Origin of the sequence: Campylobacter sp. MIT 12-8780 (genome assembly GCF_006864535.1) — a bacterium.
Classification (GTDB): domain Bacteria; phylum Campylobacterota; class Campylobacteria; order Campylobacterales; family Campylobacteraceae; genus Campylobacter_D.
Map to the genome: position 1 here is coordinate 278,861 of NZ_QHLL01000001.1, position 22,949 is coordinate 301,809.

A 22,949-nucleotide genomic window follows, 5' to 3' on the forward strand; every position below is an offset into this window, starting at 1 on the left:
TTCATTATAATTTGTAAAATTTTAGGCTTTTAGAGCTTGTGTTTCAGGCTTTTTGCTTTATAATATTCAAATTCGCCACTTTTATCAAGTTCATTGCCTATTTCTTCATATCGTTTATAATAATATAACACAAATTCCCTACACTCCTTATCTAAAGGCAAAAATACTTCATCTTTAAGCACGCAAAAACAAGATAAAAACTCACTTGCATCTTTTCTTTGCATATAATGTTTAGCTAGCATTGCATAAGTGCGTAAAAACTCTTCTTTAAAGCGCTCATAGCCTTCTAAAGTAAAGTCAATACTCAACTTTTCTTCATTAAAATGCAATACTTTTGTTTTAAAAAGCAAGCTTAAATGGATCAAGCCTTCAGTATAATAAGGCTTTACCTCCTCAACTTTTTGCCAAGCGATAAGTCCAACCGCTCTTTTGATAAGTTCGTGAAAAACAGGTAACTTTAAGTTCTCTTGTTCGTGCAAGAAAAAGCTTACTAATCCGCCAGCTGTGGCTTTAAACTCTTCTATATTTTTAAATACGCCACTTTGATTCATCAAATTTTCGCTTTCCTTGCTAATGAAAAAAATATGCCCAAACTCATGCCCTATAGTTGAAATTTCATAGACTTTTTTCCATAATTTCTCATTAAAAAATAAAATTTCTCTACCATAACTTAAAAAATCCTTTTCAAAAATTTCACTTGCAAGTTTCATAAAAGGCTTACTTTTGGTATTTTCATACACAAAATTCAAAAAAGCAAAGATTTTTTTACCAGCCTTAGCGCTTACAAACTCATCATTTGGCACAACTTGAGCTGAAAACAAGCCATTAAGCTCCGCCCCATAAAAAAGCATAGGCATACAAATATAAAGCTGTGTTTTATCAAGATTATTTTGCACTTCATCAAATAGGGCTTGATCTTTTATATCAAGACTTTCATAAAGAGTTTTAAAACTTTGTTTTATATCTTTGATAAAGGCTTTAGCGTCAAATTCACTTTCATCATTTAAGCGAATATCCCATTCTAACGCTACTGCATGCGTGTAATTGTCCTCATAATACTCAAGCGGATGAGCCACTTGTAAAGAAGAGCCAACCTCAAGCCAAGCAAGTTCAGCTTCTTGCCAACGCCAAATCACTTTATCATTATCCTTTTCGCAAAACGCAAATTTGAGTTTTTCAAGATACTTTATATAAGCAAGATGTTCTTTTTCTTTAGCTTTTGATTGCAAATTTGCAAGGCATTCATCAAAAAACCTTTCTAAAGCCAGCACTTCTTCTTTAAATACCACCGCATAAGGAGCAAATTTAAAGCCCTTGTCATCTTTCATCAAAGCCCCATAACTTCGCTCACAAGGCTGATCTTTTTCATCTTTTTGATACAGCTTATTTGTTTTTAAAAAATGCAAAGCTTCTTTTAACTCCTTAAATTCTCGTGCCAAAAAAGCATTGTTTTCATCTAAGATGAGCTTGCTCCATTTACTTTGCCACACATTTATCACTTGTCCTATTTGATGCACACTTTGAATAAGTGCTGTATAAAACTCATCTAAAATTTGAGCAGATTGTAGCTCTTTAATCAAATCCTCGTGTTCTTTTTCATAAAATTTCCTTACTTCATCATAAATTTGATACATTATGTCTTTAATCTTTTCTTTTGAAAAATTCGCCTTTTCAAGCTCTTGCTTTAATGCTTCTTCTTTAAGATCAACAAAACGGCGTAAAATAGCAAGTCTGGTGTTTTCATTATCTTCAAGTTCGCAGAGTAAAAGGGCATTTTGAAATTCACTTGGTAAGTTCTTAAAAGAAGCGATATGATCATAATACGCATTGATTTTTTGTTTTCTTTTGTGAGTAAGTTTGGCTAGGCTTTTAAAATTATTCATCTTTTATCCTTTGTTGTTGTGAAAAATTGATTATAATTTAAATTTTAAAACAAGGAGTAAAAATGCCAAATTTAGATTCTATACAAAAAACAGCGATAAAAGATATGGGCGAAGCAAAACTAAAAATAGTCGCTATGCCAAGTGATACAAACCCAGCCGGCAATATCTTTGGGGGCTGGATCATGTCGCAAATCGACCTTGCTGGAACGGTTGCAGCAAGAGAACTTGCACCTGAGCGAACTGTAACTATATCTATGGATAGAGTTGTATTTAAGCAACCTGTGTATGTAGGCGATATAGTGTGTTGTTATGCAAAAGTGATTAAAGCTGGAAACACTTCTATCACTGTTGAAGTCGAAGTAATTGCTGATCGAGTAAGCGAAGAGGGCTTTACTATGTGTGTGCCAGTAACTTCAGCCATCGTTACTTATGTAAGCGTAACAAAAGATGGAAAGAAAAAGCCAATAGAACCCGAGCTTAAAAGACTTCACGGCTTTGCTTGAAAAGATAAATCATGCAAGAAGCTTTGATTAAAACCATAGCTATGCCAAGCGATATTGACAAAGAAGGCAAGATCAGCGCAGGTTGGGTAAGCAAACAACTTGATCTTGCTGCTGGTGTGGCTGTTAAAGAGCTTACCGGGCAAAGAAGTGTAACTATAGCGATGAATAACATTCATTTCAAAGAGCCGATTTTGGTAGGTGATTATGTTTTGTGCTTTGCAAGGATTACAAAACTTGGTAAAAGTTCGATCAAAATTCAGCTTCACATAGACTTAAAAAGGCTGGATACTCAAGGCTTTAGCCTCAAAAAAGAAGTTATAAGCGCTGAAGCGACTTTTGTAAGTCTTGATAAAAATGGAAAGAAAATCGATCTTAGCCTTTTAGATAAAGAAAAACAAGGCTGTTTTTAGCTCTTTTTTAAGAGCTAAATTTAAACTTAAATAAATAAAGAATTTACACTTTCATTATGATATACGCGGCGAATTACCTCACCAAAAATAGGAGCTACGCTTAAGACTTTGATTTTGGATAATTCCTCGCGTAAAGGTATAGTATCAGTTACAACAAGCTCATCAAGGCTATCTTTAGCTATCCTTTCATAAGCTAAGCCACTAAGCACAGCGTGAGTACAGCATGCCATCACAGATTTTGCTCCATTTTGTTTAAAGGCTTCAGCAGCTTTAGTGATAGATCCAGCTGTATCGATGATATCATCAACTAAAATGACTTCTTTATCCTTAACATCACCGATGATATTCATCACTTCGCTTTCATTTGCTTTTTCGCGACGTTTATCAACGATAACAAGATCAAGCCCCAAACTTTTAGCTACACTCCTAGCTCGTGCTACGCCACCAATATCTGGACTTGCGATAATAGGATTTTTAAAATGTTTTCCTTGTATGTATTGGCTAAACACTATACTTCCATATAAATTATCCACAGGAATATCAAAAAAGCCTTGAATTTGTCCTGCGTGAAGATCAATAGTAGCGACTCTGTTAATACCAGCCGTTTGCATTAAATTAGCAACAAGCTTAGCCGTGATAGGCACTCTAGGCATAGCTTTTCTATCTTGTCTTGCATAGCCAAAATAAGGAATAATAGCCGTGATAGAACTTGCGCTTGATCTTTTTAATGCATCTGTGAGTATAAGCATTTCCATGAGATTATCATTTGTTGGTGCGCAAGTACTTTGTATGATAAAGACATCTTTACCACGCACACTTTCATCGATTTGTATGCTAATCTCGCCATCACTAAAACGTTTTACGCCGGCATTGCTAATGGGTAAAGAAAGGTATTTTGAAATTTTTTTTGCAAATTCTATATTCGCTGAACCAGAAAAAATTTTATAACCACGCATGATAAGCCTTTTGTGTCAAATTCAAAAAATAATTATAACCAAAAATAACTAATACGCACAAAAAACAAAAGTGCTAAAACGCATAAGCTGTTTTTTTCTCATAATACCTTACCAAGCTTGAAAGCGCAAAACAAATCACAAAATACACCCCAGCAACCAAAGCAATCATGGCTAGAATTTGATCAAAGCTTTTAAGCTGAGCAAGCAGTATTTTTGACTGGTAAGTAAGCTCTGCGATTTGAAGTCCAGCCAAAAAAGAAGTATCCTTAATCGTCGTTACAACTTGGGAAAGCATAGAAGGAATAACCTTGCGAAAGGTTTGAGGCAAGATGATATAAAAAAGCGTAAAAAAGGTGCTAAAGCCTTGAGAATACGCTGCCTCAAACTGCCCTTTTGGGATAGAGTTTAGCCCTCCACGAATGATTTCAGCCATAACCGAGCTTGTATAAAGTGAAAAGCCTATAGTCCCCCAAAAAGCACTTGCATAGCTTGCACTGATAAAGCTTGGCAAACTAAAGAAATTTGGCAAAACAAAAACAGCAGCAAGCATCCACAAAAGCAAGGGTGAATTTCTAAATACTTCTATATAAAAAGTCGCAAGGCTTTTAGTGAAACGATCGCCATAATTGCGAATGATAGCCAAAAAAGTGCCAAGTGCTATAGAAATCACACAAGTTGCAAAAGCAATAATAAGTGTTAAAACAAGCCCATGTCCTAAAAAGGCAAAATTTTGTGCATTAAAAACATTTTCCATTTTTTTCCTTTATTTTAGCCTTGCTTTACCTTGCAAGATGAGCTTTTTTGAGCCTATCCTCATAAGCTTTGGCAAAATACGCCAAAGGATAGCACACTATAAAATACAAAAACGCCGCAAAAATATATGCTGGAGCATAGTTGAGATTTTCTCCTGCATAAATATCAGCTTGATACATAAGCTCTCCACCTGCTACGATAAGTAAAACTGAGGTATTTTTAATCAAATTGACCATTTGATTGGTAAGTGGAGGCAGGATAATCTTAATGGTTTGAGGCACGATGATATAACGCATTTGCTGTATATAAGTAAAGCCTTGAGAGCTTGCTGCTTCAAATTGTCCTTTTGGCACAGCTTGTATGCCACTTCGCACCACTTCACTCACATAAGCACCATGATACGCACCCACGCCTAAAACACCGACTAAAAAGATATCTAAATGAATGCCAAGTGGAGGCAAGGCAAAATATAAGAAAAAAATTTGTATCACAAGGGGTGTGTTTTGAAAAATCTCCACATACACCCTTGTATAGGCTTTAAGGAATTTATTTTTACTTGTAGCCATAACTCCGCCTATAGTGCCAAAAATAAGGGCTATAGCAAGAGCTAAAACACTCACTGAAAGCGTATAAGCAAAACCACTTAAAAAGCGATCGCTATGATTTAAAGCGTCAATAAATTTCCATAAGGCAAGCGGATTTGAACTATTTTCATCATAAATATTTAAAGAGATGAAAAGGTTCTCAAGCCACTTGACAAAGCCTATATTTTCACTCATTCAGCAAGTTTCCATTTCTTTGCGAGTTCTTCAAAAAGGGCTGTATTTTTACCTACAAATTCATCAACAAAACCTGCAAGATCGCTATTGCTTTTTTTGCTCACTATGCCGTATTCTTGAGGAGCAAAATTATCTGGTAAAATTTCACTTTTTTCATCAACATAACCAAGCAAGATTGATTTATCAACACTAAAAGCATCAACTCTTTTTGCATCAAGAGCTGCTTTTATGCTTGGATAATCAGGAAATTCGCTAAAACTCACACTTACTCCAGCTGCTTTTGCACCCTCATCAAGTGCTTTTCTTGAAGTAGCAGCTTGAGCAACGCCTATATTTGCACCATTCATATCAGCTATGCTTTTATAGCCTTTTTCTTTAAGCACTAAAAGCCCTACAGAGTCCTTATAATAAGGCGTAGAGAAGTTAAATGCCTTTTTTCTTTCCTCAGTTATGGTAAAGGTAGCAATGACAAGATCAACAGAGCCATTATCAAGAGCTGGACCTCTAGTTTTTGCATTTACTGGAATGAGTTTGATTTTATTTTCATCGCCTAAAAGCTCTTTGGCTAAAGCTTTTGCAACATCAACTTCAAAGCCTTCTATCTGCCCTGTAGCTTGATTTAAAAGGGCAAAATGAGGCACATCATTTTTCACACCAACTATAAGCTCTCCCCTACTCTTTATAGCTTCAAGAGCCCCAGAACCTTTGCTTTCTTGTGAATTATTTGATCCACAAGCTATGAATGCAAGGGCAAGGCTTGCAACTGCTACAATTTTCTTTAAATTCATTCTTTCTCCTTTGTTTGAATTTTAATGATTAAGGATTTTTCCTAAAAATTCTTTAGCTCTTTGAGTTTTTGGGTTTTCAAAAAAGCTAGATGGGATATTTTCTTCAACTATGGCTCCATCTTCCATAAAGATTATCCTATCAGCTACTTCTTTTGCAAAGCCCATTTCATGGGTAACTACTACCATAGTAGTATTGCTTTGATGAGAAATTTCACGCATAACATCTAAAACTTCTTGTATAGTTTCTGGATCAAGAGCTGAAGTTGGCTCATCAAAAAGTATGTAAGGTTTTTGCGTGCAAAGGCTTCTTGCTATGGCAACGCGCTGTTGTTGTCCGCCTGAAAGTGTGGCTGGATAGACTTTTGCCTTATCCACCAAACCTACGACTTTAAGGTATTTATAGGCTATTTCTTCGGCTTCTTTTTTACTCTTTTTTTGAAGTTTTATAGGGGCTAAGGTTAAGTTTTCAAGCACGCTCATATGAGGGTAGAGATTAAAATGCTGAAACACCATAGCACAATATTTTCTACAAATTTGAGTTTTTGTTTTAGGAGTGAGTTTAATCCCACCTACAAAAACTTCCCCAGAACTTACTTCCTCAAGTCCATTCATACAGCGAATAGTTGTTGATTTACCAGAGCCAGAAGGTCCTATGATAACGAGTTTTTCGCCATCTTTTATACTTAAATTGATATCTTTTAAGACTTGATGGGAGCCGTAAAATTTATTGACATGTTTAAGTTCGATCAAAATAAAGCCTTTATTGTTAAAATCTTAAATTTAATAAATAAAAAATTATATGATATTTTTTTTAAAAAAAACTGAATTCATAAAAAAATTCAGCCAATCTAAAAATTTTACTCAATTTCTTACATAATAAGTCCCACCTCGCGGAGCAAAAACCTTAGTAAAATACTCACTTTCTGGTATAAGATCAGAATTTCCTACATATAACCTAGCATTTGCATTACTAATCTTATAAAAGCGGTGCATAAGATCAAGTCTTGATTCATAATCAAAATAAATCATCATATTTCTTGAAAGTATCACATCAAATTTACCAAGCTTTAAAAATGTATCCTCAAAAACATTACAAAGCTCGAAACGGCACCGACAAAGTTCGCTTTTTTTAATCGAATAAATACCATTTTCTGCAGTAAAAAAACGCTTTTTCTCACTCTCGCCCAAACGATCAAGACTTCTTCCTTTATACTGCCCAAGCTTTGCTTTTGTAATCATCTTATCACTTAAATCTATACCTGTAATATGCACATCTTTAACCGAATTTAAAGCCGCAAGTATAGCCAAAGAATACACCTCCTCGCCACTTGAGCAAGGTGCGCTTAAAACGCTAGTTGGCTTATCAAGACTTTTTAGATAATACACCACTTCCTTAAGCTGGGTAAGCTCTCTATAAAAATAAGTCTCATTGACTGAGATAAAATCAAGCGTTTTTTGCTTTAAGCTTTTATCATAGTGCAAGCGCAATAAAAATTCCTTAAAACTAGTTATTTTTAACTCTTTTAAAAAGCTATTAAGTTTGATATTTAAGCTACTTTTTTTCTCACTTAAATCTATACCGCTCATTTCGTTGATAATCTTGATAAAATTAAAAAGTTCAGCTTCGCTTATGCTGATAATTTCATTTTTCATATAATGAATGCCCCCCCCCCATGACGACATATGTTATTCTTCGTTTTTAACGAATTTAGTCAATTCGTTTTTAATCTCAAACAAGCTCATTTGCTTCAGCTCTGGGTTAAGTTGTTTTGCTTTTTTTGGCATACCATACACTATGCTATCTTTTTCGTTTTCACACAGACATTTTACACCAACTTTATATAAGTCAAACAAGCCTTTAGCTCCATCATCTCCCATACCTGTTAAAAGAACTGCTATAATTTTATTTGTTTTTGATAAATCCAGAGCTGATTTGAAAAGTAAATCAACATTGGGCTTAAAATTCGTGCATTCTTCACTAAAATTTAAAAAGATATTCAAAGCTCCACTTAAGATAGTATTTTGCTGACAAATATAAATTTTACCATGTTGCAAAGCTTCTTTATCGTTTGCCATAACGACTTCAGCAAGAGCTTCTTTGTTAAACTGCTTCACAAAAGAAGGGATAAAATTTACACTCATATGCTGAGCGATTACGACGCAAGTATCTTTAAGTTCCATATCTTTAAGTAAAAATTTAAGTTGATTTGGACCACCTGTTGAAGAGCCTATAAGTATAATTTTCATCAGTTTAAGCTTCCTTCACAATCAATATTGATTTTAAAAGTTTAACAATTAAAAGTGATATTGTAGCATAAAAGCCATAATTTCAACCAAAAAATATAATTTTTCATCAAAACTGCGAAAAATAATCCCAAGTAACCTTAAGTATAGTTGCGCCAACGACGATTAAGAAGAGCTTTTTGATAAAGGCACCTTGCGTTTTAAGCACTAATTTAGAGCCTAAAAATGCCCCCACAATCTGAGCAAAACCCATTAAAAATCCTACAAGCCAAAGCACCTCATAATGCCACAAAAAAATCGCCAAAGCAACGATATTGCTTGAGAAATTAAGGATTTTTGTATTAATGCTTGCATTTTTCATATCATAGCCTAAAAAAGCCACACAAGCAAAGATCCAAAACGAGCCTGTGCCAGGTCCTAAAAATCCATCATAAAAACCTAAAGTAAGCCCACAAAGCACATGAAAAATTTTGATATTTTTGATCTTAGCCTTGCTTTTGTGCTTGCCTAAATTTGGGCGTAAAAGAGTGTAAAGAAAAGTAAGGCTTAAAAAGATAAGAATGATGAGTTTAAGGTGCTTGTCATTTACCAGCAAGACTATATACGCTCCAAGTCCTGCTCCAAGTCCGGTAAAAACAACGCCCCAAGCCAAATGCTTCATCGTCCTTGCCTTAAAATAAGTCAGCGTCGCCGTAAAAGAGCCAAAAACACTTTGAAGCTTATTTGTAGCCAAAGATAAATGCGCTGGTATGCCACTTGCAAGCAAAGCTGGCAAAGTAATAAGCCCGCCACCACCAACTATAGCGTCGATAAAACCAGCAAATAAAGCGATAAAAAACAAAATCACATAATACACACCCGCAAGCTCAAACACACCTTCCATACTCTATCCTTTTTAGACGCATTATAGCTAAAAATACCAACATAGATATAAAATAAGCAGCTAAAATGATTGACTGCTTATTTTATAGAGAAGTTTTGCAATGCTTTGGTTTCCTTTTATGACAATAAGCTAGTTTTTGCTAAACTGAGCGATCAAAGTATCTGTTGCCCCTAAGCTAGCTAGAGTGTCCTCATAGGCTCTTTGTAAAAGCTCGTTGTCCAAAAAATGCCCCCATTTTTTCTGACCAGCTGGCAAATTATTGCTAAGCCAATATAAAGTGTTTGAAAGAGGATATCTTTGTATGCATTTGATAAAATCAATCCTTAAATTTGCTTTTTGTGCAAGTTTTTTCAAGGTATGTGGGTTATAAAGATAAAGATGAGGACTCCAGTAAGTAAATTCACTAAAAGCCTTATTTTTATAGATGGTACTTTTACTACCAAAAAATAATAGTTTTTGTCACTTTCATGTATAATTACCTTTAAAGTATTTTTATTTTTTAAATTATGTACTTTTAAGACTTAAAGCGAAGTGAAACTATCCTTGTTTAGAGAGCCGCTTTTCAAATAGTACTACATCACAAGGTTCGTCAACAGATATGCATTCATAAAAACTCTCAAGCATTTTTACTTTTATCCCCATATCAACAAACATAGGATTTCTATGTACCTAAAGCATAGTTTTCATAGTAATAACTTTTACTATATTATTTCTTTTTACAAAGTTGTATTTTTTAAGATTGGAAAGATTGAAAATCTTTTATCCTATAGCTTATTTGCCCTTTATTTTTGTGTGTAAATTTTTGTATATTTTTAGCATTGTTTTTGCTATTTCATAATCTTCATACTCATCTATATCTATACCAGCAATTTTTGAAACACAAAATTTTAAGGGCTTTTTTCCCAAAAAATACTTATCTTTGAGAATAGATTTCTTATCACGCATATAAAGCCCATTAGTTACTCTGTAGATATTTGGAAGCTCTTGACTAATAGTGTGATTTTTATTTGCTTGATAGTTTATTGCTTTAGCATCATTCCAAAAATATTCTTTTAATAGATTTGCAGAAAATAAGCTGTCATACTCATCAGAGGTACATACATATTTTTCATATGCATCAAAGGCTTGAGCATATTCTTTAGGAGACATAAGAGGCACAACAGCAGTTATCCAAGCAATGTGTTTAAAATCTAAATCCTTAACAATGCCGGTAATTACCTCACTAAAGCTTGCTTCATGTCCTTGACTAAGATAACTTTCTCTTTCGTGTATATTTATTTTATTTTTATAAGCAATTTCTTTTAAGATGTCGCTTTCGGTGCTAACAAAAATGTTTTTGTTCGGTAAAATAGTTTTAAGCTGTTTGATCTTCCATTCTAATAAGCTATATCCATTGAAAGGCAATAACATTTTTTGTTTGATTCTGGAACTACCTAATCTTGCAGGGATTACAGCACACAAATCTTTCATGATTATGCTCCTTTAGCTAATTTAGAAAGATTAGGGTGTATTTGATTTACAGCCGAAAGGGGATGTTTGCTATAATTTAAAAGCTTTAAATGATTAGATAAAACTAAAATATTTTTATTTTGCGTAGCTGCTGCAGGATTATTTAAGCCCCCCCCCCCCTCTTGATTTATCTGTAACCTGAGAGTTGTCTAAATATAAATTTTTCTCTAGCCATTTTTGTGTTTTATATAAATCCTCTATATCATGCACATCAAAACAACCTTCTACAATAATTGGCTTGATATTATTTCCTAAAAATACCCATGGTTTTTGTCCATTTGCAGAAAAAAGCGATTTTTCTACATTTAAAACCCAAAAATTATGACACAAAAAATAACTTGGCTCCAAATCTTGTCTATTCGTTGAAACCTCTATATTATCAAAATCAAAAAAAGTATCGAGGCTTCCATCTTCTCGTAATCTTTTTGCACGATAAGGATGGTAATCTTGATTAAGCGATACCGGCACCACAGCACTAATATTTTCATCTTCTAAAATCATATCGATGCCCTGTTTTATCCATTCACTTTTGATTGTTGCAGAATTTGCTAACAATACAACCAAAATCTCTGGCACAAAATGTTCTCTTTGTTTTATCAGCTTAAGCGCATGTATTAAGGCATCTATATGCTGAGAATCTGGTTTTGCATACTTAGCTGGGCGCTTTATTTTTTTATAACCCAACTTAGCTGCAATATTTAAGATATTTATATCATCACTACTTACAAAAAAATGTTGTATTTCTTTTACCTCTTTTGCTGCTTGAGCTGGATAAGATAATAGTGGTTTGCCCAATACAGGCAAAATATTTTTATCCTTAAGTGTGTTGTTACCTCTACCTGTTAATAAAGCAGTAATATTTTTTGATAAAATTTTTGTATTCATTTTAAACCACACATAACTTCTTTTGCATATTCAAACATTTTGCTTAAACCATCTTTCAAGCACACTTCAGGCTTCCAACCCAATGTTAAAATTTTTGAAATATCGGCAACAGAGCCAAATTGATCCCCCTCATGCCCTCCTATATTTAAAATCTTAAATTTTTTACCTTTATGTAAGGCGATAATTAACTCGATAAGTTCTTTTACGCTTGTAGCTTCTGAACTTCCTACATTATAAATTTGTGAGTTGCTATGCTCTTGCATTCCTATAACAAGCGCATTTACCACATCATCAATATAAACAAAATCCCTATATCTCTCAAACGAGCCAGTTACTTGTATAGTGTCACCAAGTAGGCTTTGTGCCATAAAAATACTTGCCATACCCTGCCTTAGATTCCCCATATCTTGACCCGGACCGTAGACATTAAAAAGCCGAAAGATTGTATGTTCGATACCAAACTGCTTAAACATTTCAATATAGCGCTCACCACTTAATTTAGAAGCGCCATAATTTGAAAGTGGAGTTTGAGAATCCTGCTCTTTTATAATCCCCTTTTTATTCCCATAGGTAGCCATAGAGGAGGTAAAAATAATCTTTTTTGCTTCACAGATTCTAGCAAAATTACAAGTATTGAGAGTGCCTTTAACATTTGTATCTACATCAAGTTCTGGATTTTCTTGAGAAATAGCAGAAGAAGTTTGTGCTGCAAGATGAAAAATAAAATCAAATTTTTCATCTTTTAAATTTTTAAAATTTTTAAAATCTCTTATGTCAAGCCCGTATTGCTTAAAATCTTTATGGATAGATTGGAATTTAAATTCTAAATCTATTAAAGAGATATTATATCCTAGAGTCTGGAGTTTATGCGCTAAAGCTGTACCTATAAATCCAGCTCCACCTGTTATAAGAATTCTTGGAGCTACCATTATGCCACCTCCAGTAAATTTTGTGATGAAAAGAAGCAGGCAGTATTTATTATTATTAAGACAATTCCCCCCCCCCCTGCTCTATAACATGCTTTTGCACAAATATAATCAAATTCTGTATCTATATCAATACCTTCAACCTGACTTATTTCCAATCGATATGGATTTGTTCCGCAAAAATATTCCCATTGAAGCATTTTTTCTTTTGGGGCAATGTAAAAACCATTTACCACTGTTTGATAATGGGGCAATTTTTGCGATGGTACATGCCCTTTACCCAAAACATAATTAATTGGCTTTTTACTATCCCAAAGATATTGTTGAAAATTTACTACAGATATTACACTATCATAATTTTGTGTTTTTATAACTTGTTGGTTATATATTTCTAAAGCATTTTTGAAATTTTCAACTCCACACAATGGACATACGCATGGTGCCCAAAGGATGTGTGAAGTATTTTGTATATTAGATACTACATTTACAATAACTTCAGAAAAGCTTTTACTTACTTCATCTGCAAATTCATCAGCTCTTTTATGAGTTTTTACTTTATGAGTTTTAGCTATATCCAGCATCAAGTCACTATCAGAAGAAACTACTATATCATCTATGATATTTAAAGATTTAAGCTCCTTGAGCTGTGTAATTTTATGCTCTAGGAGATTGCTTGATCCAAAGGCTAAGAGATTTTTATTTACAAGTCTTTTAGATCCAGCACGCACTGGTATAACGGCTGTTATTTTATTTAAACTCATGGTATTCCTTTCTAAAGTACAAAGTAATTAATTCTTTTGTGATGATATAATCCTGCATATCTTTAATTTCAATGCTAGCAAGACTATCAAGCAAAAACAACTCAAAATCCAATAAGAAAAAATCTTTAAGCTTTGAAGCTTTATCCCGATCAAAGATAAAGCAACCATTGCTAATAATTTGTAGTGGGTCAATATTTGCTCTTGTAGAAATGTTATTGGTGAAATTAAGTTTTGTATTTTTGTAAAATACAAATTCTTTAATTTGTTTTACAGAAATAACTATTTTATCCTGTTTTTGCAAAAATTTCTTATACATTGCCTCATAAATATTTGCTCCAATAAATGGAGTGGTGCAATATACCCAAATAATATGTGGCTTATCAAGTTTGGTTAAGATGGTTTGTATGGTTTGCGTGTATATTTCACCTGGTTTTCGTTCTATATAATTTACATTTTCATCATATGCTATTTTTTTAATTTGCTCTCCATAAGCACTGATATAAATTTGTGCATCATCGGCAAATTCCTTACACTGTGCAATTTTCCATTTTAAGAGGCTAGTATCTCCAAATGGAGCTAAATCACCCATTTTATGATATTGATTGTTTTCTTGAGCTGGTATAACTATACAAAAACTCATTGCAACCTCCTTTTAAGTTCGGTTAATCTTGTTATTTCAGGATAAATATGTAAATCACTAAATTCTTTCTTTGAGAGTATATATAATTCTTCAAAGATCAAAGCTTGCTTTATACAATCAGGTTTTGTCATGCAAATATGTGAAGGCAACATAACCTTTCTTGTTTCTAAAGTGTTTATGAGTGTAAATAAATCTTGATATAAATTATCCATTTTTTTCAGCGTATGAACGCTTAAATTTCCTCCTATGGCTAGCTTAAGATTATATTTTGGTATTTTCTTGGCTACATCTAAAAGTAAATTAAAAATAAAATCACTATCTGGCTTAATATTTAAATCAAAAAACGAAGCACTCAAATCAGAACGTCCGATAGTGATATTATCAAACTTATCTTGAGCAAATTCTAAGATAGAATCAATATTTTTTATAGCTATTTGTGTTTCAATATTTAAAGTAGAGGCAATTTCGCATTCTCGATACGATATTTTATTTAAACTTTCATAAAATTTTTTTGCACCAAACTTACTTTCCACCATAGGAGCAATAATACCATCCACACCTATTTCTAATGCGTCTTTAATATCTCTATTCGCCTCAACACCACCAATTTTTAAAAACAATTTTACATGCGCTTTAGATGTCAAGCGTCTTAAACGCATTAAATCCCTAAAACTACTTCCTTCAGCCTCAAATTCTGCTTTTATACCATGAATATTATATTCATCTCTTAAAAGACATAGTTGATTATAAAGTTTTGTTTCTAGCCCAAACATTCCTTTTTCTCCTTCTTTTTCTGCTTTGCTCTATGAGAAAACTTGGTTTTAAACTCCTATATAAACATTGTTTCAAGTATTTTTGCTCTCTCATAAGTTTTCCTTTTTATTTATAAACTCAGCCTTTAGTCTTTTTGCCTCAAAATAAAACCAGATATAGCCTCCCTTATACCAAGTCTTATCAGCATACATGAGTGCTGATCCTAGCTTATAAGTAAAGCATTCTTTTTCTTTTAAAGCTTCTTGATAATCTGGATAGCTTTCAAGTGCAGGAAGCTTTAAGCTTGGATCGTTTGTGATGGCTTTTTGATATTTTTCATTGCTAAGTTTGTGCTGTGCTTTTATATAGCTTAATATAAAAGGCATACTTATATAAGTAAAGAAAGACTTTGAGCAAGTAATTAAAGCACTTCCTAGCTTATAAGCTAAGTGATTGTGAATTCTATCTTTTGCTTTTCCTCTTTGGAGTTGTTGATTTAAATTTGAGTTTTGATCTTGTATAGTGGTGTTTAAAGTATTGATCTTTTGCTCAAGTTCAGTGTATAAAGCAACATTTTCAAGTGAAATATCTATATTGTTTTTTTGTTCAAGTTCATATTGTTTAGCTATAAGTTCAACTGGAGGAACTTTAAGTCTATGCATGATGAGTGTATTACCTTTGCTATCAACTCCATTTTTATAGCCTTTAAGCTTATCATCTTTGGCTAGCTCTTCTAAAACTTCAGCTGTGAGGTTGTAGAGGTGTTGGGGTGGGATATGGAAATCATTAGCGTGAAAAAAAGGGCTAGATCCTGCAATCAAAACATATTTTTCACTGATACTTCTTTTTGAATTTTGCGACATTGGCATTCTTTTATCGCCATAATAATGCACGTTTGGTTTATTGCATAAAAGCATTGGTACAATTGTAGCTGTTCCAGGTTCACTTACTGCCATATCACAATCATCGCAAAAACAAATCTTACTTCTGTAATCATATCCTACTAGGGACTTAAAGACTATGAGTGTTGAGTTTTTATTGCTATTTGAGCTTAAAGCATTGCTTGAAGTATCATTATTTGAGTTAATAGTATTTAGATTAAAAAATAAACTAAGCTTTTTAAATTCTTCACTTTGTTCTTGTTCTAAGCCTTGTAATTCATCAGCATCATAAATGAAAGATTCACAATGCCCCCCCCCCATGCATAAATTTGCTTTATTGTCTTTGGCATAACAAAACTCATTTGAGCTGTTGTTTAAATTTGCATGTTGTTTTATCACATCATTATTAAGTTCATCTAAACTTAGATCATATTTCAAGTTAGAAAAAGCTTCTTTAGTGGCTTTGACTACTTTATGAAATAAGACTTTATTTTCTGGAAAATCTTGTCTTTGTCCATCATAAGCTGTCATTCCATCTACATAGACTTTTATTGTTTTAAAATATTTGCTTAAATTTTTAAGGATTAAGGCTGTGCCTTTGATTTGTTCTAGCCATGCTCTTTTTTCTCCGGGTAAACCTAACCAGAGAATCAAATCATAGTTAAAACTATCTTTTTTGACTATTTTTTCACGATCTTGAATAGACTCTGCATACACTTCTTTTAAAAGACCTATAAACATAGGTATAGCCGATGGATAGAAGAGAACAAAGTCTTTTATTTTAGATTTTGTGATAGATTTGAATTGTTTAGGAGTAAAAAAAGAATGCGTAGATTCTACTAATTTATTGTTTGAATCCAAATGCTGTATAACATACATTTTCTCAGAAAAAAAATGCCATGGACGAGTATTTTTTAAAGTAAATGCAAAAGCAATATCACGATGATATAAATTTATAATATTTTCCTTAGCAAAGCGTGTCATCATTAACTTAGTCCAGGTTAGTGCAACATCATCATTCCATGGTTCTTTTATCACAAATATTCTTTTTTCTACTACAATGGCATTTATACAATGAGTAGCCTGTAGCCATAAGCATGGATATTTATTCTCTTTGTCAATTAAAAATACATAATTTTCTAACAAGGGTTCTTTACTAGAAAAAACCGCTCTTAAAACCACATCATTATACAAAGGATGTTTAATTTCAAAATATTCTTGCTTTACCTTTTCATTCCAAAAATTCACAAGCCCATCTATATCATTATTATTCTGCATTCTTGCTATTTGTGCTATTTCACAATTATATTTTTCAAATTCATATTCTTGTATTGTGAAATTCTTTTGCCAATCTTTAAGATCATTTAAAAAATCTTGTATTGCTTTACTCATTGCTCCCCTTTCTTATTGTGTTAATATTTGATATCCTAGTATTTTTGCCCATTGCAAATCCTTACCACATTCAACAACATTAGCATTGCCCACTAAAGAAAGAAGTGGAATATCACTTACACAATCACTGTAAGCATATGAATTTTTTAAATCATATTTTTTTAAATCAAGCATTTGATCAAGCTTGTAAAGTTTTCTTTCCTGCATAGTATGAATCCCATCTATATTTCCTGTTAGTTTTTCATCTATAGTTTCCAAAGCTACTGCTACAACATGCTCGATATTATAAATTTTGGCAAATTCTTTAATATATATCTCAAGCCCTCCAGAGACTATTACTATGGTGTGTCCATTATCTTGATGATAGAAAAGTTTTTGTAAGATATTTCGATTTAACTTAGGCAAAACTTCTTCGTAAATAAAATGTCTAGCAAGCTTTTTAGCTTCACTAATAGGAAAATCTATCAAATGCTCATATCGTGGGTATATCATTCCTTTTTCTTGATATTCTTTTCTTCTTTTCATATTTTTTTCTTCCGTATAGTTTGGATTTAAAGCACCTGCCATAGGAAGATAGCTATCAAGTGTTTGAAAATTTGGTAAAGTTTCACAAAAATCAAATAAAGCTAAAATCTTTTTATCCATAATACACCTTTTAGTTTTTATAAAAACAAATCTTTCATTGCATTTGATATAATTTCATTTTCTTCATATGTTCTACTTGCAATTCTTACGAATTCGCCATCTAAACCTATTTTGTCATTACAAGTTCGAGTATATATGCCGTATTTAACAAGCATTTTTGTAACAAAATCAGCACTCGTGCTTTTATCAAGCAATTCAACTAAAGCAAAATTACTCATGCTTGGATATACTTTTATAGCTTGAATTTTCGAAAGATTGTCGTAAAACACTTGGGTTTGGCTAATGTATTTTTTTCTTATTTTTTCATATTCTTGTAAAAAATATTTTTGGACATAAAGCCTAAAAAAATACTCGCTCAATCCAGAAGAGTTCCATAAATAGCCATTATGAAGCAATGAAGCAACTTTATCCTTGCTCATTATGCCATAGCCTGATCTAATCCCTGCTATACCAAAATCTTTTGACATACTTTTTATAATGATGAGATTTGGAAATTCTTTAAAAAGTTGCTCGGTTTGAACAAGATCATATTGCTTGTTTTCATAAGCAAAGTGTATAAAGGATTCATCAAGTATAATATTTGATAAGTGCTTGAGTTCTGTAAGTATATATCTTAAATTTTCATAATTAATATATCCACCATCTGGGTTGTTTGGATTAATGATTACAATACTATCAGCCTTGCTATCTTTAACAAATTTTATATATCGCTCAATATCTAAGGCATATTGTTTTTCCTTTAAGAGTTGGAAGTAAAGCACTTGCGTATCAGCTCTTACAAATTCGTAATATGATGAAAATGTAGGGATATTTACGATTAATTTTTTCCCAACAAAATTATGCAAAACAGCTTGAATGATTTCTATAGCACCATTACCTATAAAAATATTTTCAGCATCTATGTTTAGATATTGGGCAATAACATCTGCAATAACACTATTTTGAGAAGGATAAAACTCCAAAACATCTCTTAATTTGTCACTATCAATCAAATCCTTTTTGAGATAATTTAAAAAAAGTTCTGTTGCATAAGGATTAGATAAAAAACAAGCATCAACTTTGATTTGCAATTCTGGTAGTTTTTGGGCTATAGTAAAAATGCTTGGACTATGACTTCCAGAAGATTCTTTTAGTCTTTTAATCTTTGCAGCAAGTCTTTTTTCTTGCTCGTTAAGCTCTATCATTACAATTTCTTTCAATAATAAAAGCGTGAAAATAATTGATTTTTTCACGAAAAATATAGCTAACAAGGTAAATTTCCTCCTTGTTGAGTTATAAATTCTTGTATCTTTTGAGCAACTAGTCCCATCTGCTTTCTTGTTCCTATACTAATACGGCAATGATTTGCAATGATGTGAGAATAATTGCGTATAAAAATACCATCTCGTTCCAAGTAATTCACGAAAAGAGTCGTATTCTCATTTCTCATCAAAACAAAATTAGTTACGGATCCATGGGCAAGCCCCCCCCCCATAACTAAGTCCATACTAGTTATAAATTCCTTTCTTGCTAGTTTTACTTCATTAATATAATTTTGAGTGTATTCTAAGTCATTTAAAGCTGCTATAGCTGCTACTTGTGCTAAGGCATTAACATTTTTTGGGTTTCTTAATTTATTTAAAGCTAAAATATTTTCACTATGAGAAATAACATAGCCTATTCTAAGTCCAGCTAAAGCAAAAGCCTTAGAAAAAGTTCTTGTTATAATGATGTTTTTATATTGCTGAACCAAATCCTGCATACTAGTGCCATAAAATTCATAATAAGCTTCATCAATAATAAAAAGCACTTGTTCAAAATCTTGTAGTAATTTTGTTAATTTTTCTTTATCATAAGCTTTTCCAGTAGGATTATTAGGATTACAAATATAAACACACTTTATATTGTTTGTGATTATGAATTTATTAAGAAGTTCAAAATTAAGTTCAAAATCTGCATCTAGCATAAAGGGTAAAGTTTTTATTCCTATACCCTGCGCTCTGGCTCTAAAATTATCATAAGTTGGGCTTATTATGGCTATTTTATCACTATTTTCTAAAAAAACAGAAAGAATAAACTCATGAGCCGCATCAGAACTTGCAAAAGTTTGTATATTTTCAATGCTTACTCTGCAGTATTTTGCCAAAGATTCTAGCAATGAAATATTGTTGGTATTTGGATACCAATTTAAAAAATTATCTTTTAAAAAAGATTGAATTGCTTGAAAAACTTTTGGCGATGGTGGTATTGTGGCTTCGTTCCAATCAAGCTTTAAAACACCTTTTTTGTTTTCTATATCCCATACTTTATGAGGGATTGAAACATAAGGTGAAAGTTCTTGAATATTTTTATTTGCTTTCATCAATTAGCCTTTTAAATTTCCATAAATCTCCAAGTTTTTTATCCCATTCATTTGGGATAATTCTTTCGCCTGCTGCACCCGGAGTAAAAGTAAGCTCTCCTATATAAATTTTATTTGCATTTTGATACAGATCAACCCTTACATAATCAAATGGTTTAGCAAGTTTTAAAGAAAGATTTAGCATTGTTTCAAGAGCTTGTGGTTTATTGGGGATTTTTGTGATTTTGGAATTATCATAAGTTATGCCAAATGGAGCTAAATTCCAAGCACTATCAAGCATTGCTCTTTGATAATTATCAAATCGATCTGTTGTAACTTGAAAAAAATTATTTTTCATATCATCCTGATCGAAAATATGAATTTTATAAGTATCTGCTGGCTTATCATTATTTAACAATAATTCTTCAGCTAAAATTCTTGGCTCTATATCTTTATATTGCCACTCCCTTGCAAAATCATAATAATTTCTATTTAAATGCCATTGAAGTTTTTTTAGAGACTGAGTAAGTTTTTCTACATCTCTTAAGAATTCTTTTTTATTTTCTACTATCACCACTCCACCGCTATCATGATTGGTTTTTAAAACAAAGCTGTTTGGAAGTTGTTCAAAGTCTATATCATAAGCATTTTTATAAATTCCATATAACTTTGGTAAATATTTACACTCATTGGTTCTAAATAGCAAGGTTTCTAAAGAATCAATAGGTTCAAAAAGAGGGGAATTTGATGAAAAAATATGAACATCACTAGCCAAAAATGTCTTTTGTTCTTGCTCTAAAGTAGCTGCTATATAAATCCTTGCTTTTATTTTATCAGCCAAAGCTATATATACCGGACTTCTATCATAAAGCATCCTTGAGATAATTTTTTCATTAAAGGTTTGAGGCAATTTAAAATTAGGAATATAGCCAAAAATTTGCTTATGTCTTTGAGTAAGAAAAAGCTCATCATCTTTCAAACTAAACTCTTTTTGTGTCCTGATATTGTTTTCAACAAAACTATGTTTAGATAAGGAGGCATTTTTATGTTCTTTACTAGACTGAATAAGAGCAAAAGGTAAAGATATATAACCGATAATACCTTTCTTATGGGTATTTAAAATCAAAGATCCTATTTTATAAGAAAGATGATTTTTAACCTTCAAAGCTTCTTCATAATCTGCGTATGTTTCTAATGGTGGTAAAGGTATTGAATTTTGTTTCTTATATCTTTGGTATTCATTTATTGTTTTAATAAGAGAATATGGAAGAATTATGCATTTTATAGGGTTTTTAGCAGTTTTAATAAGCGTAGAGCCGAGCCTATATGAAAGCTGATCTTTTATCCTTTGAACCGCGCCTTCATGCACTTTGTACTTGAAAGAATAATGTTCAAGAACAGAATCTTTTACGGCATTAACTAAAATATCGGTATAAAATGGTAATTTTCTTGCACACTCCCACCATTTAAAAAAGAAAGGATTTAAGCATGCATTAAGCTGCCAAGCTTTTCCTAGATTAAAATGGATAATAACTGGATTTTCTTTTGCTATTTTAAGTTCGTTTAGATCGTCAAACTCAACTCTTTCTCCAATTTCAATTCTAGAAAGCTGAAGATTGTATTTAAAGTGAATGAAACGGATATTTTTATTTAAAACTGCATTTATTAAAAATTGATCAGCTAGAACAAAAACATCTTTGTGAAGTAAGGAAAATTCTTTCAGTCTTTCATCTATTTTTTCATCACGCCATTTTTTAGCATTAAATAAAAGCATTCCTGAATTATAATGCCTTGATTCAGGTTGTATATGCATCATTTCTTTATATCTAAAATACTTCCAAGCATCATCAACAACACCAAGATAATACTGCGAAATATCCAAATTATAAAGTTCCCACAAACTATCAAGCACTACAGAATCATAATCCAAATAAATAACTCGATCCAAATGCGGTAAAAGCCAAGGTATAGCTAAACGATAATACGCATTAATAGGCATATTTTTTCTTTGCGTAGTGCTTCTATATAGTTCAAAATCGCTAGAATCGACTTTTAAAAAAGTTAAAGTAGAATGCTTTGTATTTAAAAAATCCAAACAAGCTGTATCTGTCTCCTTAAAACCTTCATCTATAATAAAATAAAAATGAATAAAATCTTTTTCATCTTTATTCTCTAAAACAGAAAGCATAGAAACAGCACATTTTTTTATAGAGCTTTGTTTTTTGTCACACATATAAACAATATGCACTTCACGTCTTTGATCTTGGGCCAAATCTTCAAAATCAAAATGAAAATTGTCAAAATGAGCTAGATAAGAAAAATTATCATGAGATGAAAGTAAGAATTTAGAAATATCTAAATTCTTATCTGCAATATATAAATTAAACATAAATTTAAAAAGACAAAGTTCATAAAATGGTGTTTGTTTGGCGTATTGCCACCATAATGAATCAAGATTATTATCATTTATATTGTAATCTAAATTTGAAAGTTTTGTTTGTATTGTAAAATTTGCCGTGTTAGCAATATGTTTTTCATAAATTGAAAATATATCCTCTTCTAATATGAAGCTATGGTCCAAGTACATAAAATTTTTATATTCTGTTTTTAAATATGATAAGAATTTCTCCTTCAAATTTGTATCATAACTTATAAATGCTCTTAATAAAACATTGCTTTTACCATTTTGCATATTTAAAAACATTTGCCAATATCTCAATGGAAAGCAATTTGAAAATACTATTACGTCAAGCATTTTTTCTTTATTACCAGAATTTTCAATAATGCTTTGAATTGTTACCGCCAACTCAAGTATTTCATCATTGTTGGCAAAAAACACTAAAGCTGCAGAATTGCTAGTAATTTTTTTTACAAAAAAATTATGCTCTAAATTATCAATATACTTAATACTTGCATTTCGCATTTTTATTTTTCCCCTACTTATTTTTGTGATTTTTTATAACTGTTAGCAACTCAAATGGCATTTTGATAAGCCCCCCCCCCCAGCGATTGTTATAAGCTTTAATTAAGGTTTGTCC

23 protein-coding genes are annotated in these 22,949 nt (G+C 32.0%); 2 read left to right on the top strand and 21 right to left on the bottom strand.

Annotation, left to right across the window (positions count from 1 at the left end):
• Positions 1-29 precede the first annotated feature (29 nt).
• Positions 30-1,883: an invasion protein CiaB gene (ciaB, locus tag DMB95_RS01360; RefSeq protein ID WP_142930583.1), complete on the bottom strand. Its 1,854-nt coding sequence runs from the start codon at positions 1,881-1,883 to the stop codon at positions 30-32.
• Positions 1,884-1,978: 95 nt separating this feature from the next.
• Here ciaB and DMB95_RS01365 point away from each other — a divergent pair, with 95 nt between their 5' ends.
• Positions 1,979-2,386: an acyl-CoA thioesterase gene (locus DMB95_RS01365; protein ID WP_137632893.1), complete on the top strand. Its 408-nt coding sequence runs from the start codon at positions 1,979-1,981 to the stop codon at positions 2,384-2,386.
• An 11-nt stretch (positions 2,387-2,397) separates the two neighbouring features.
• Positions 2,398-2,796, top strand: coding sequence for an acyl-CoA thioesterase (locus DMB95_RS01370; protein ID WP_137632655.1), 399 nt, complete (start codon positions 2,398-2,400; stop codon positions 2,794-2,796).
• A gap of 26 nt (positions 2,797-2,822) precedes the next feature.
• Here the strand turns inward: DMB95_RS01370 and DMB95_RS01375 are convergent, their stop codons facing one another.
• The 20 genes from DMB95_RS01375 to DMB95_RS01470 all read right to left on the bottom strand — a co-directional run bounded on the left by DMB95_RS01375 (position 2,823) and on the right by DMB95_RS01470 (position 22,834).
• Positions 2,823-3,752: a ribose-phosphate pyrophosphokinase gene (locus DMB95_RS01375; protein WP_137632654.1), complete on the bottom strand. Its 930-nt coding sequence runs from the start codon at positions 3,750-3,752 to the stop codon at positions 2,823-2,825.
• Positions 3,753-3,825: 73 nt separating this feature from the next.
• On the bottom strand, positions 3,826-4,506 hold the full coding sequence (locus DMB95_RS01380; RefSeq protein ID WP_137632653.1) for an amino acid ABC transporter permease: 681 nt from the start codon (positions 4,504-4,506) through the stop codon (positions 3,826-3,828).
• A 25-nt stretch (positions 4,507-4,531) separates the two neighbouring features.
• Positions 4,532-5,284 carry an amino acid ABC transporter permease gene (locus DMB95_RS01385; RefSeq protein ID WP_137632652.1) on the bottom strand — a complete coding sequence of 251 codons (753 nt, stop codon included), beginning with the start codon at positions 5,282-5,284 and terminating at the stop codon, positions 4,532-4,534.
• A complete protein-coding gene (locus tag DMB95_RS01390) occupies positions 5,281-6,072 on the bottom strand; it encodes a transporter substrate-binding domain-containing protein (protein WP_137632651.1) in 792 nt (263 codons plus the stop codon). Before DMB95_RS01390 ends, DMB95_RS01385 begins: the two co-directional genes overlap by 4 nt.
• A gap of 21 nt (positions 6,073-6,093) precedes the next feature.
• Positions 6,094-6,822: an amino acid ABC transporter ATP-binding protein gene (locus tag DMB95_RS01395; RefSeq protein WP_142930584.1), complete on the bottom strand. Its 729-nt coding sequence runs from the start codon at positions 6,820-6,822 to the stop codon at positions 6,094-6,096.
• A gap of 111 nt (positions 6,823-6,933) precedes the next feature.
• Positions 6,934-7,725 carry a CheR family methyltransferase gene (locus DMB95_RS01400; protein ID WP_142930609.1) on the bottom strand — a complete coding sequence of 264 codons (792 nt, stop codon included), beginning with the start codon at positions 7,723-7,725 and terminating at the stop codon, positions 6,934-6,936.
• A 33-nt stretch (positions 7,726-7,758) separates the two neighbouring features.
• The gene (locus DMB95_RS01405; RefSeq protein ID WP_142930585.1) at positions 7,759-8,319 is read right to left on the bottom strand and encodes a CheB methylesterase domain-containing protein; all 561 of its coding nucleotides are present in this window, start codon (positions 8,317-8,319) and stop codon (positions 7,759-7,761) included.
• Between the two features lie 106 nt (positions 8,320-8,425).
• Positions 8,426-9,199: a TSUP family transporter gene (locus DMB95_RS01410; RefSeq protein WP_142930586.1), complete on the bottom strand. Its 774-nt coding sequence runs from the start codon at positions 9,197-9,199 to the stop codon at positions 8,426-8,428.
• 129 nt (positions 9,200-9,328) lie between these two features.
• Complete coding sequence (locus DMB95_RS01415) at positions 9,329-9,553, bottom strand: hypothetical protein (protein WP_238386831.1); 225 nt, start codon at positions 9,551-9,553, stop codon at positions 9,329-9,331.
• Positions 9,554-9,970: 417 nt separating this feature from the next.
• Positions 9,971-10,669: an acylneuraminate cytidylyltransferase family protein gene (locus DMB95_RS01420; RefSeq protein ID WP_142930587.1), complete on the bottom strand. Its 699-nt coding sequence runs from the start codon at positions 10,667-10,669 to the stop codon at positions 9,971-9,973.
• A gap of 138 nt (positions 10,670-10,807) precedes the next feature.
• Positions 10,808-11,593 (bottom strand): acylneuraminate cytidylyltransferase family protein, encoded by a 786-nt coding sequence (locus tag DMB95_RS01425; protein ID WP_142930588.1) that lies wholly within the window; start codon positions 11,591-11,593, stop codon positions 10,808-10,810.
• Positions 11,590-12,522 carry an NAD-dependent epimerase/dehydratase family protein gene (locus tag DMB95_RS01430; protein WP_142930589.1) on the bottom strand — a complete coding sequence of 311 codons (933 nt, stop codon included), beginning with the start codon at positions 12,520-12,522 and terminating at the stop codon, positions 11,590-11,592. Before DMB95_RS01430 ends, DMB95_RS01425 begins: the two co-directional genes overlap by 4 nt.
• On the bottom strand, positions 12,522-13,280 hold the full coding sequence (locus DMB95_RS01435; RefSeq protein ID WP_142930590.1) for an acylneuraminate cytidylyltransferase family protein: 759 nt from the start codon (positions 13,278-13,280) through the stop codon (positions 12,522-12,524). The genes DMB95_RS01430 and DMB95_RS01435 overlap by 1 nt, the downstream gene beginning before the upstream one ends.
• A complete protein-coding gene (locus DMB95_RS01440) occupies positions 13,267-13,920 on the bottom strand; it encodes an NTP transferase domain-containing protein (protein ID WP_142930591.1) in 654 nt (217 codons plus the stop codon). The genes DMB95_RS01435 and DMB95_RS01440 overlap by 14 nt, the downstream gene beginning before the upstream one ends.
• The gene (locus tag DMB95_RS01445; RefSeq protein WP_142930592.1) at positions 13,917-14,693 is read right to left on the bottom strand and encodes an aldolase/citrate lyase family protein; all 777 of its coding nucleotides are present in this window, start codon (positions 14,691-14,693) and stop codon (positions 13,917-13,919) included. The genes DMB95_RS01440 and DMB95_RS01445 overlap by 4 nt, the downstream gene beginning before the upstream one ends.
• A gap of 90 nt (positions 14,694-14,783) precedes the next feature.
• Complete coding sequence (locus DMB95_RS01450) at positions 14,784-16,946, bottom strand: alpha-2,3-sialyltransferase (protein WP_142930593.1); 2,163 nt, start codon at positions 16,944-16,946, stop codon at positions 14,784-14,786.
• A gap of 12 nt (positions 16,947-16,958) precedes the next feature.
• Complete coding sequence (locus DMB95_RS01455; RefSeq protein ID WP_142930594.1) at positions 16,959-17,591, bottom strand: HAD-IB family hydrolase; 633 nt, start codon at positions 17,589-17,591, stop codon at positions 16,959-16,961.
• Positions 17,592-17,608: 17 nt separating this feature from the next.
• Positions 17,609-18,775, bottom strand: a complete 1,167-nt coding sequence (locus tag DMB95_RS01460) for a pyridoxal phosphate-dependent aminotransferase (protein WP_142930595.1) — start codon at positions 18,773-18,775, stop codon at positions 17,609-17,611.
• 59 nt (positions 18,776-18,834) lie between these two features.
• A complete protein-coding gene (locus tag DMB95_RS01465; protein ID WP_137632642.1) occupies positions 18,835-19,932 on the bottom strand; it encodes a pyridoxal phosphate-dependent aminotransferase in 1,098 nt (365 codons plus the stop codon).
• Positions 19,919-22,834, bottom strand: a complete 2,916-nt coding sequence (locus DMB95_RS01470; protein ID WP_142930596.1) for an ATP-grasp fold amidoligase family protein — start codon at positions 22,832-22,834, stop codon at positions 19,919-19,921. Before DMB95_RS01470 ends, DMB95_RS01465 begins: the two co-directional genes overlap by 14 nt.
• Positions 22,835-22,949: the final 115 nt, after the last annotated feature.

Coding starts and splice junctions, on each gene's coding strand:
- ciaB (WP_142930583.1), bottom strand. CDS start 1,883: ATGAATAATTTTAAAAGCCTAGCCAAACTTACTCACAAAAGAAAACAA.
- DMB95_RS01370 (WP_137632655.1), top strand. CDS start 2,398: ATGCAAGAAGCTTTGATTAAAACCATAGCTATGCCAAGCGATATTGAC.
- DMB95_RS01375 (WP_137632654.1), bottom strand. CDS start 3,752: ATGCGTGGTTATAAAATTTTTTCTGGTTCAGCGAATATAGAATTTGCA.
- DMB95_RS01380 (WP_137632653.1), bottom strand. CDS start 4,506: ATGGAAAATGTTTTTAATGCACAAAATTTTGCCTTTTTAGGACATGGG.
- DMB95_RS01385 (WP_137632652.1), bottom strand. CDS start 5,284: ATGAGTGAAAATATAGGCTTTGTCAAGTGGCTTGAGAACCTTTTCATC.
- DMB95_RS01390 (WP_137632651.1), bottom strand. CDS start 6,072: ATGAATTTAAAGAAAATTGTAGCAGTTGCAAGCCTTGCCCTTGCATTC.
- DMB95_RS01400 (WP_142930609.1), bottom strand. CDS start 7,725: ATGAAAAATGAAATTATCAGCATAAGCGAAGCTGAACTTTTTAATTTT.
- DMB95_RS01405 (WP_142930585.1), bottom strand. CDS start 8,319: ATGAAAATTATACTTATAGGCTCTTCAACAGGTGGTCCAAATCAACTT.
- DMB95_RS01410 (WP_142930586.1), bottom strand. CDS start 9,199: ATGGAAGGTGTGTTTGAGCTTGCGGGTGTGTATTATGTGATTTTGTTT.
- DMB95_RS01420 (WP_142930587.1), bottom strand. CDS start 10,669: ATGAAAGATTTGTGTGCTGTAATCCCTGCAAGATTAGGTAGTTCCAGA.
- DMB95_RS01425 (WP_142930588.1), bottom strand. CDS start 11,593: ATGAATACAAAAATTTTATCAAAAAATATTACTGCTTTATTAACAGGT.
- DMB95_RS01430 (WP_142930589.1), bottom strand. CDS start 12,522: ATGGTAGCTCCAAGAATTCTTATAACAGGTGGAGCTGGATTTATAGGT.
- DMB95_RS01435 (WP_142930590.1), bottom strand. CDS start 13,280: ATGAGTTTAAATAAAATAACAGCCGTTATACCAGTGCGTGCTGGATCT.
- DMB95_RS01440 (WP_142930591.1), bottom strand. CDS start 13,920: ATGAGTTTTTGTATAGTTATACCAGCTCAAGAAAACAATCAATATCAT.
- DMB95_RS01445 (WP_142930592.1), bottom strand. CDS start 14,693: ATGTTTGGGCTAGAAACAAAACTTTATAATCAACTATGTCTTTTAAGA.
- DMB95_RS01450 (WP_142930593.1), bottom strand. CDS start 16,946: ATGAGTAAAGCAATACAAGATTTTTTAAATGATCTTAAAGATTGGCAA.
- DMB95_RS01455 (WP_142930594.1), bottom strand. CDS start 17,591: ATGGATAAAAAGATTTTAGCTTTATTTGATTTTTGTGAAACTTTACCA.
- DMB95_RS01460 (WP_142930595.1), bottom strand. CDS start 18,775: ATGATAGAGCTTAACGAGCAAGAAAAAAGACTTGCTGCAAAGATTAAA.
- DMB95_RS01465 (WP_137632642.1), bottom strand. CDS start 19,932: ATGAAAGCAAATAAAAATATTCAAGAACTTTCACCTTATGTTTCAATC.
- DMB95_RS01470 (WP_142930596.1), bottom strand. CDS start 22,834: ATGCGAAATGCAAGTATTAAGTATATTGATAATTTAGAGCATAATTTT.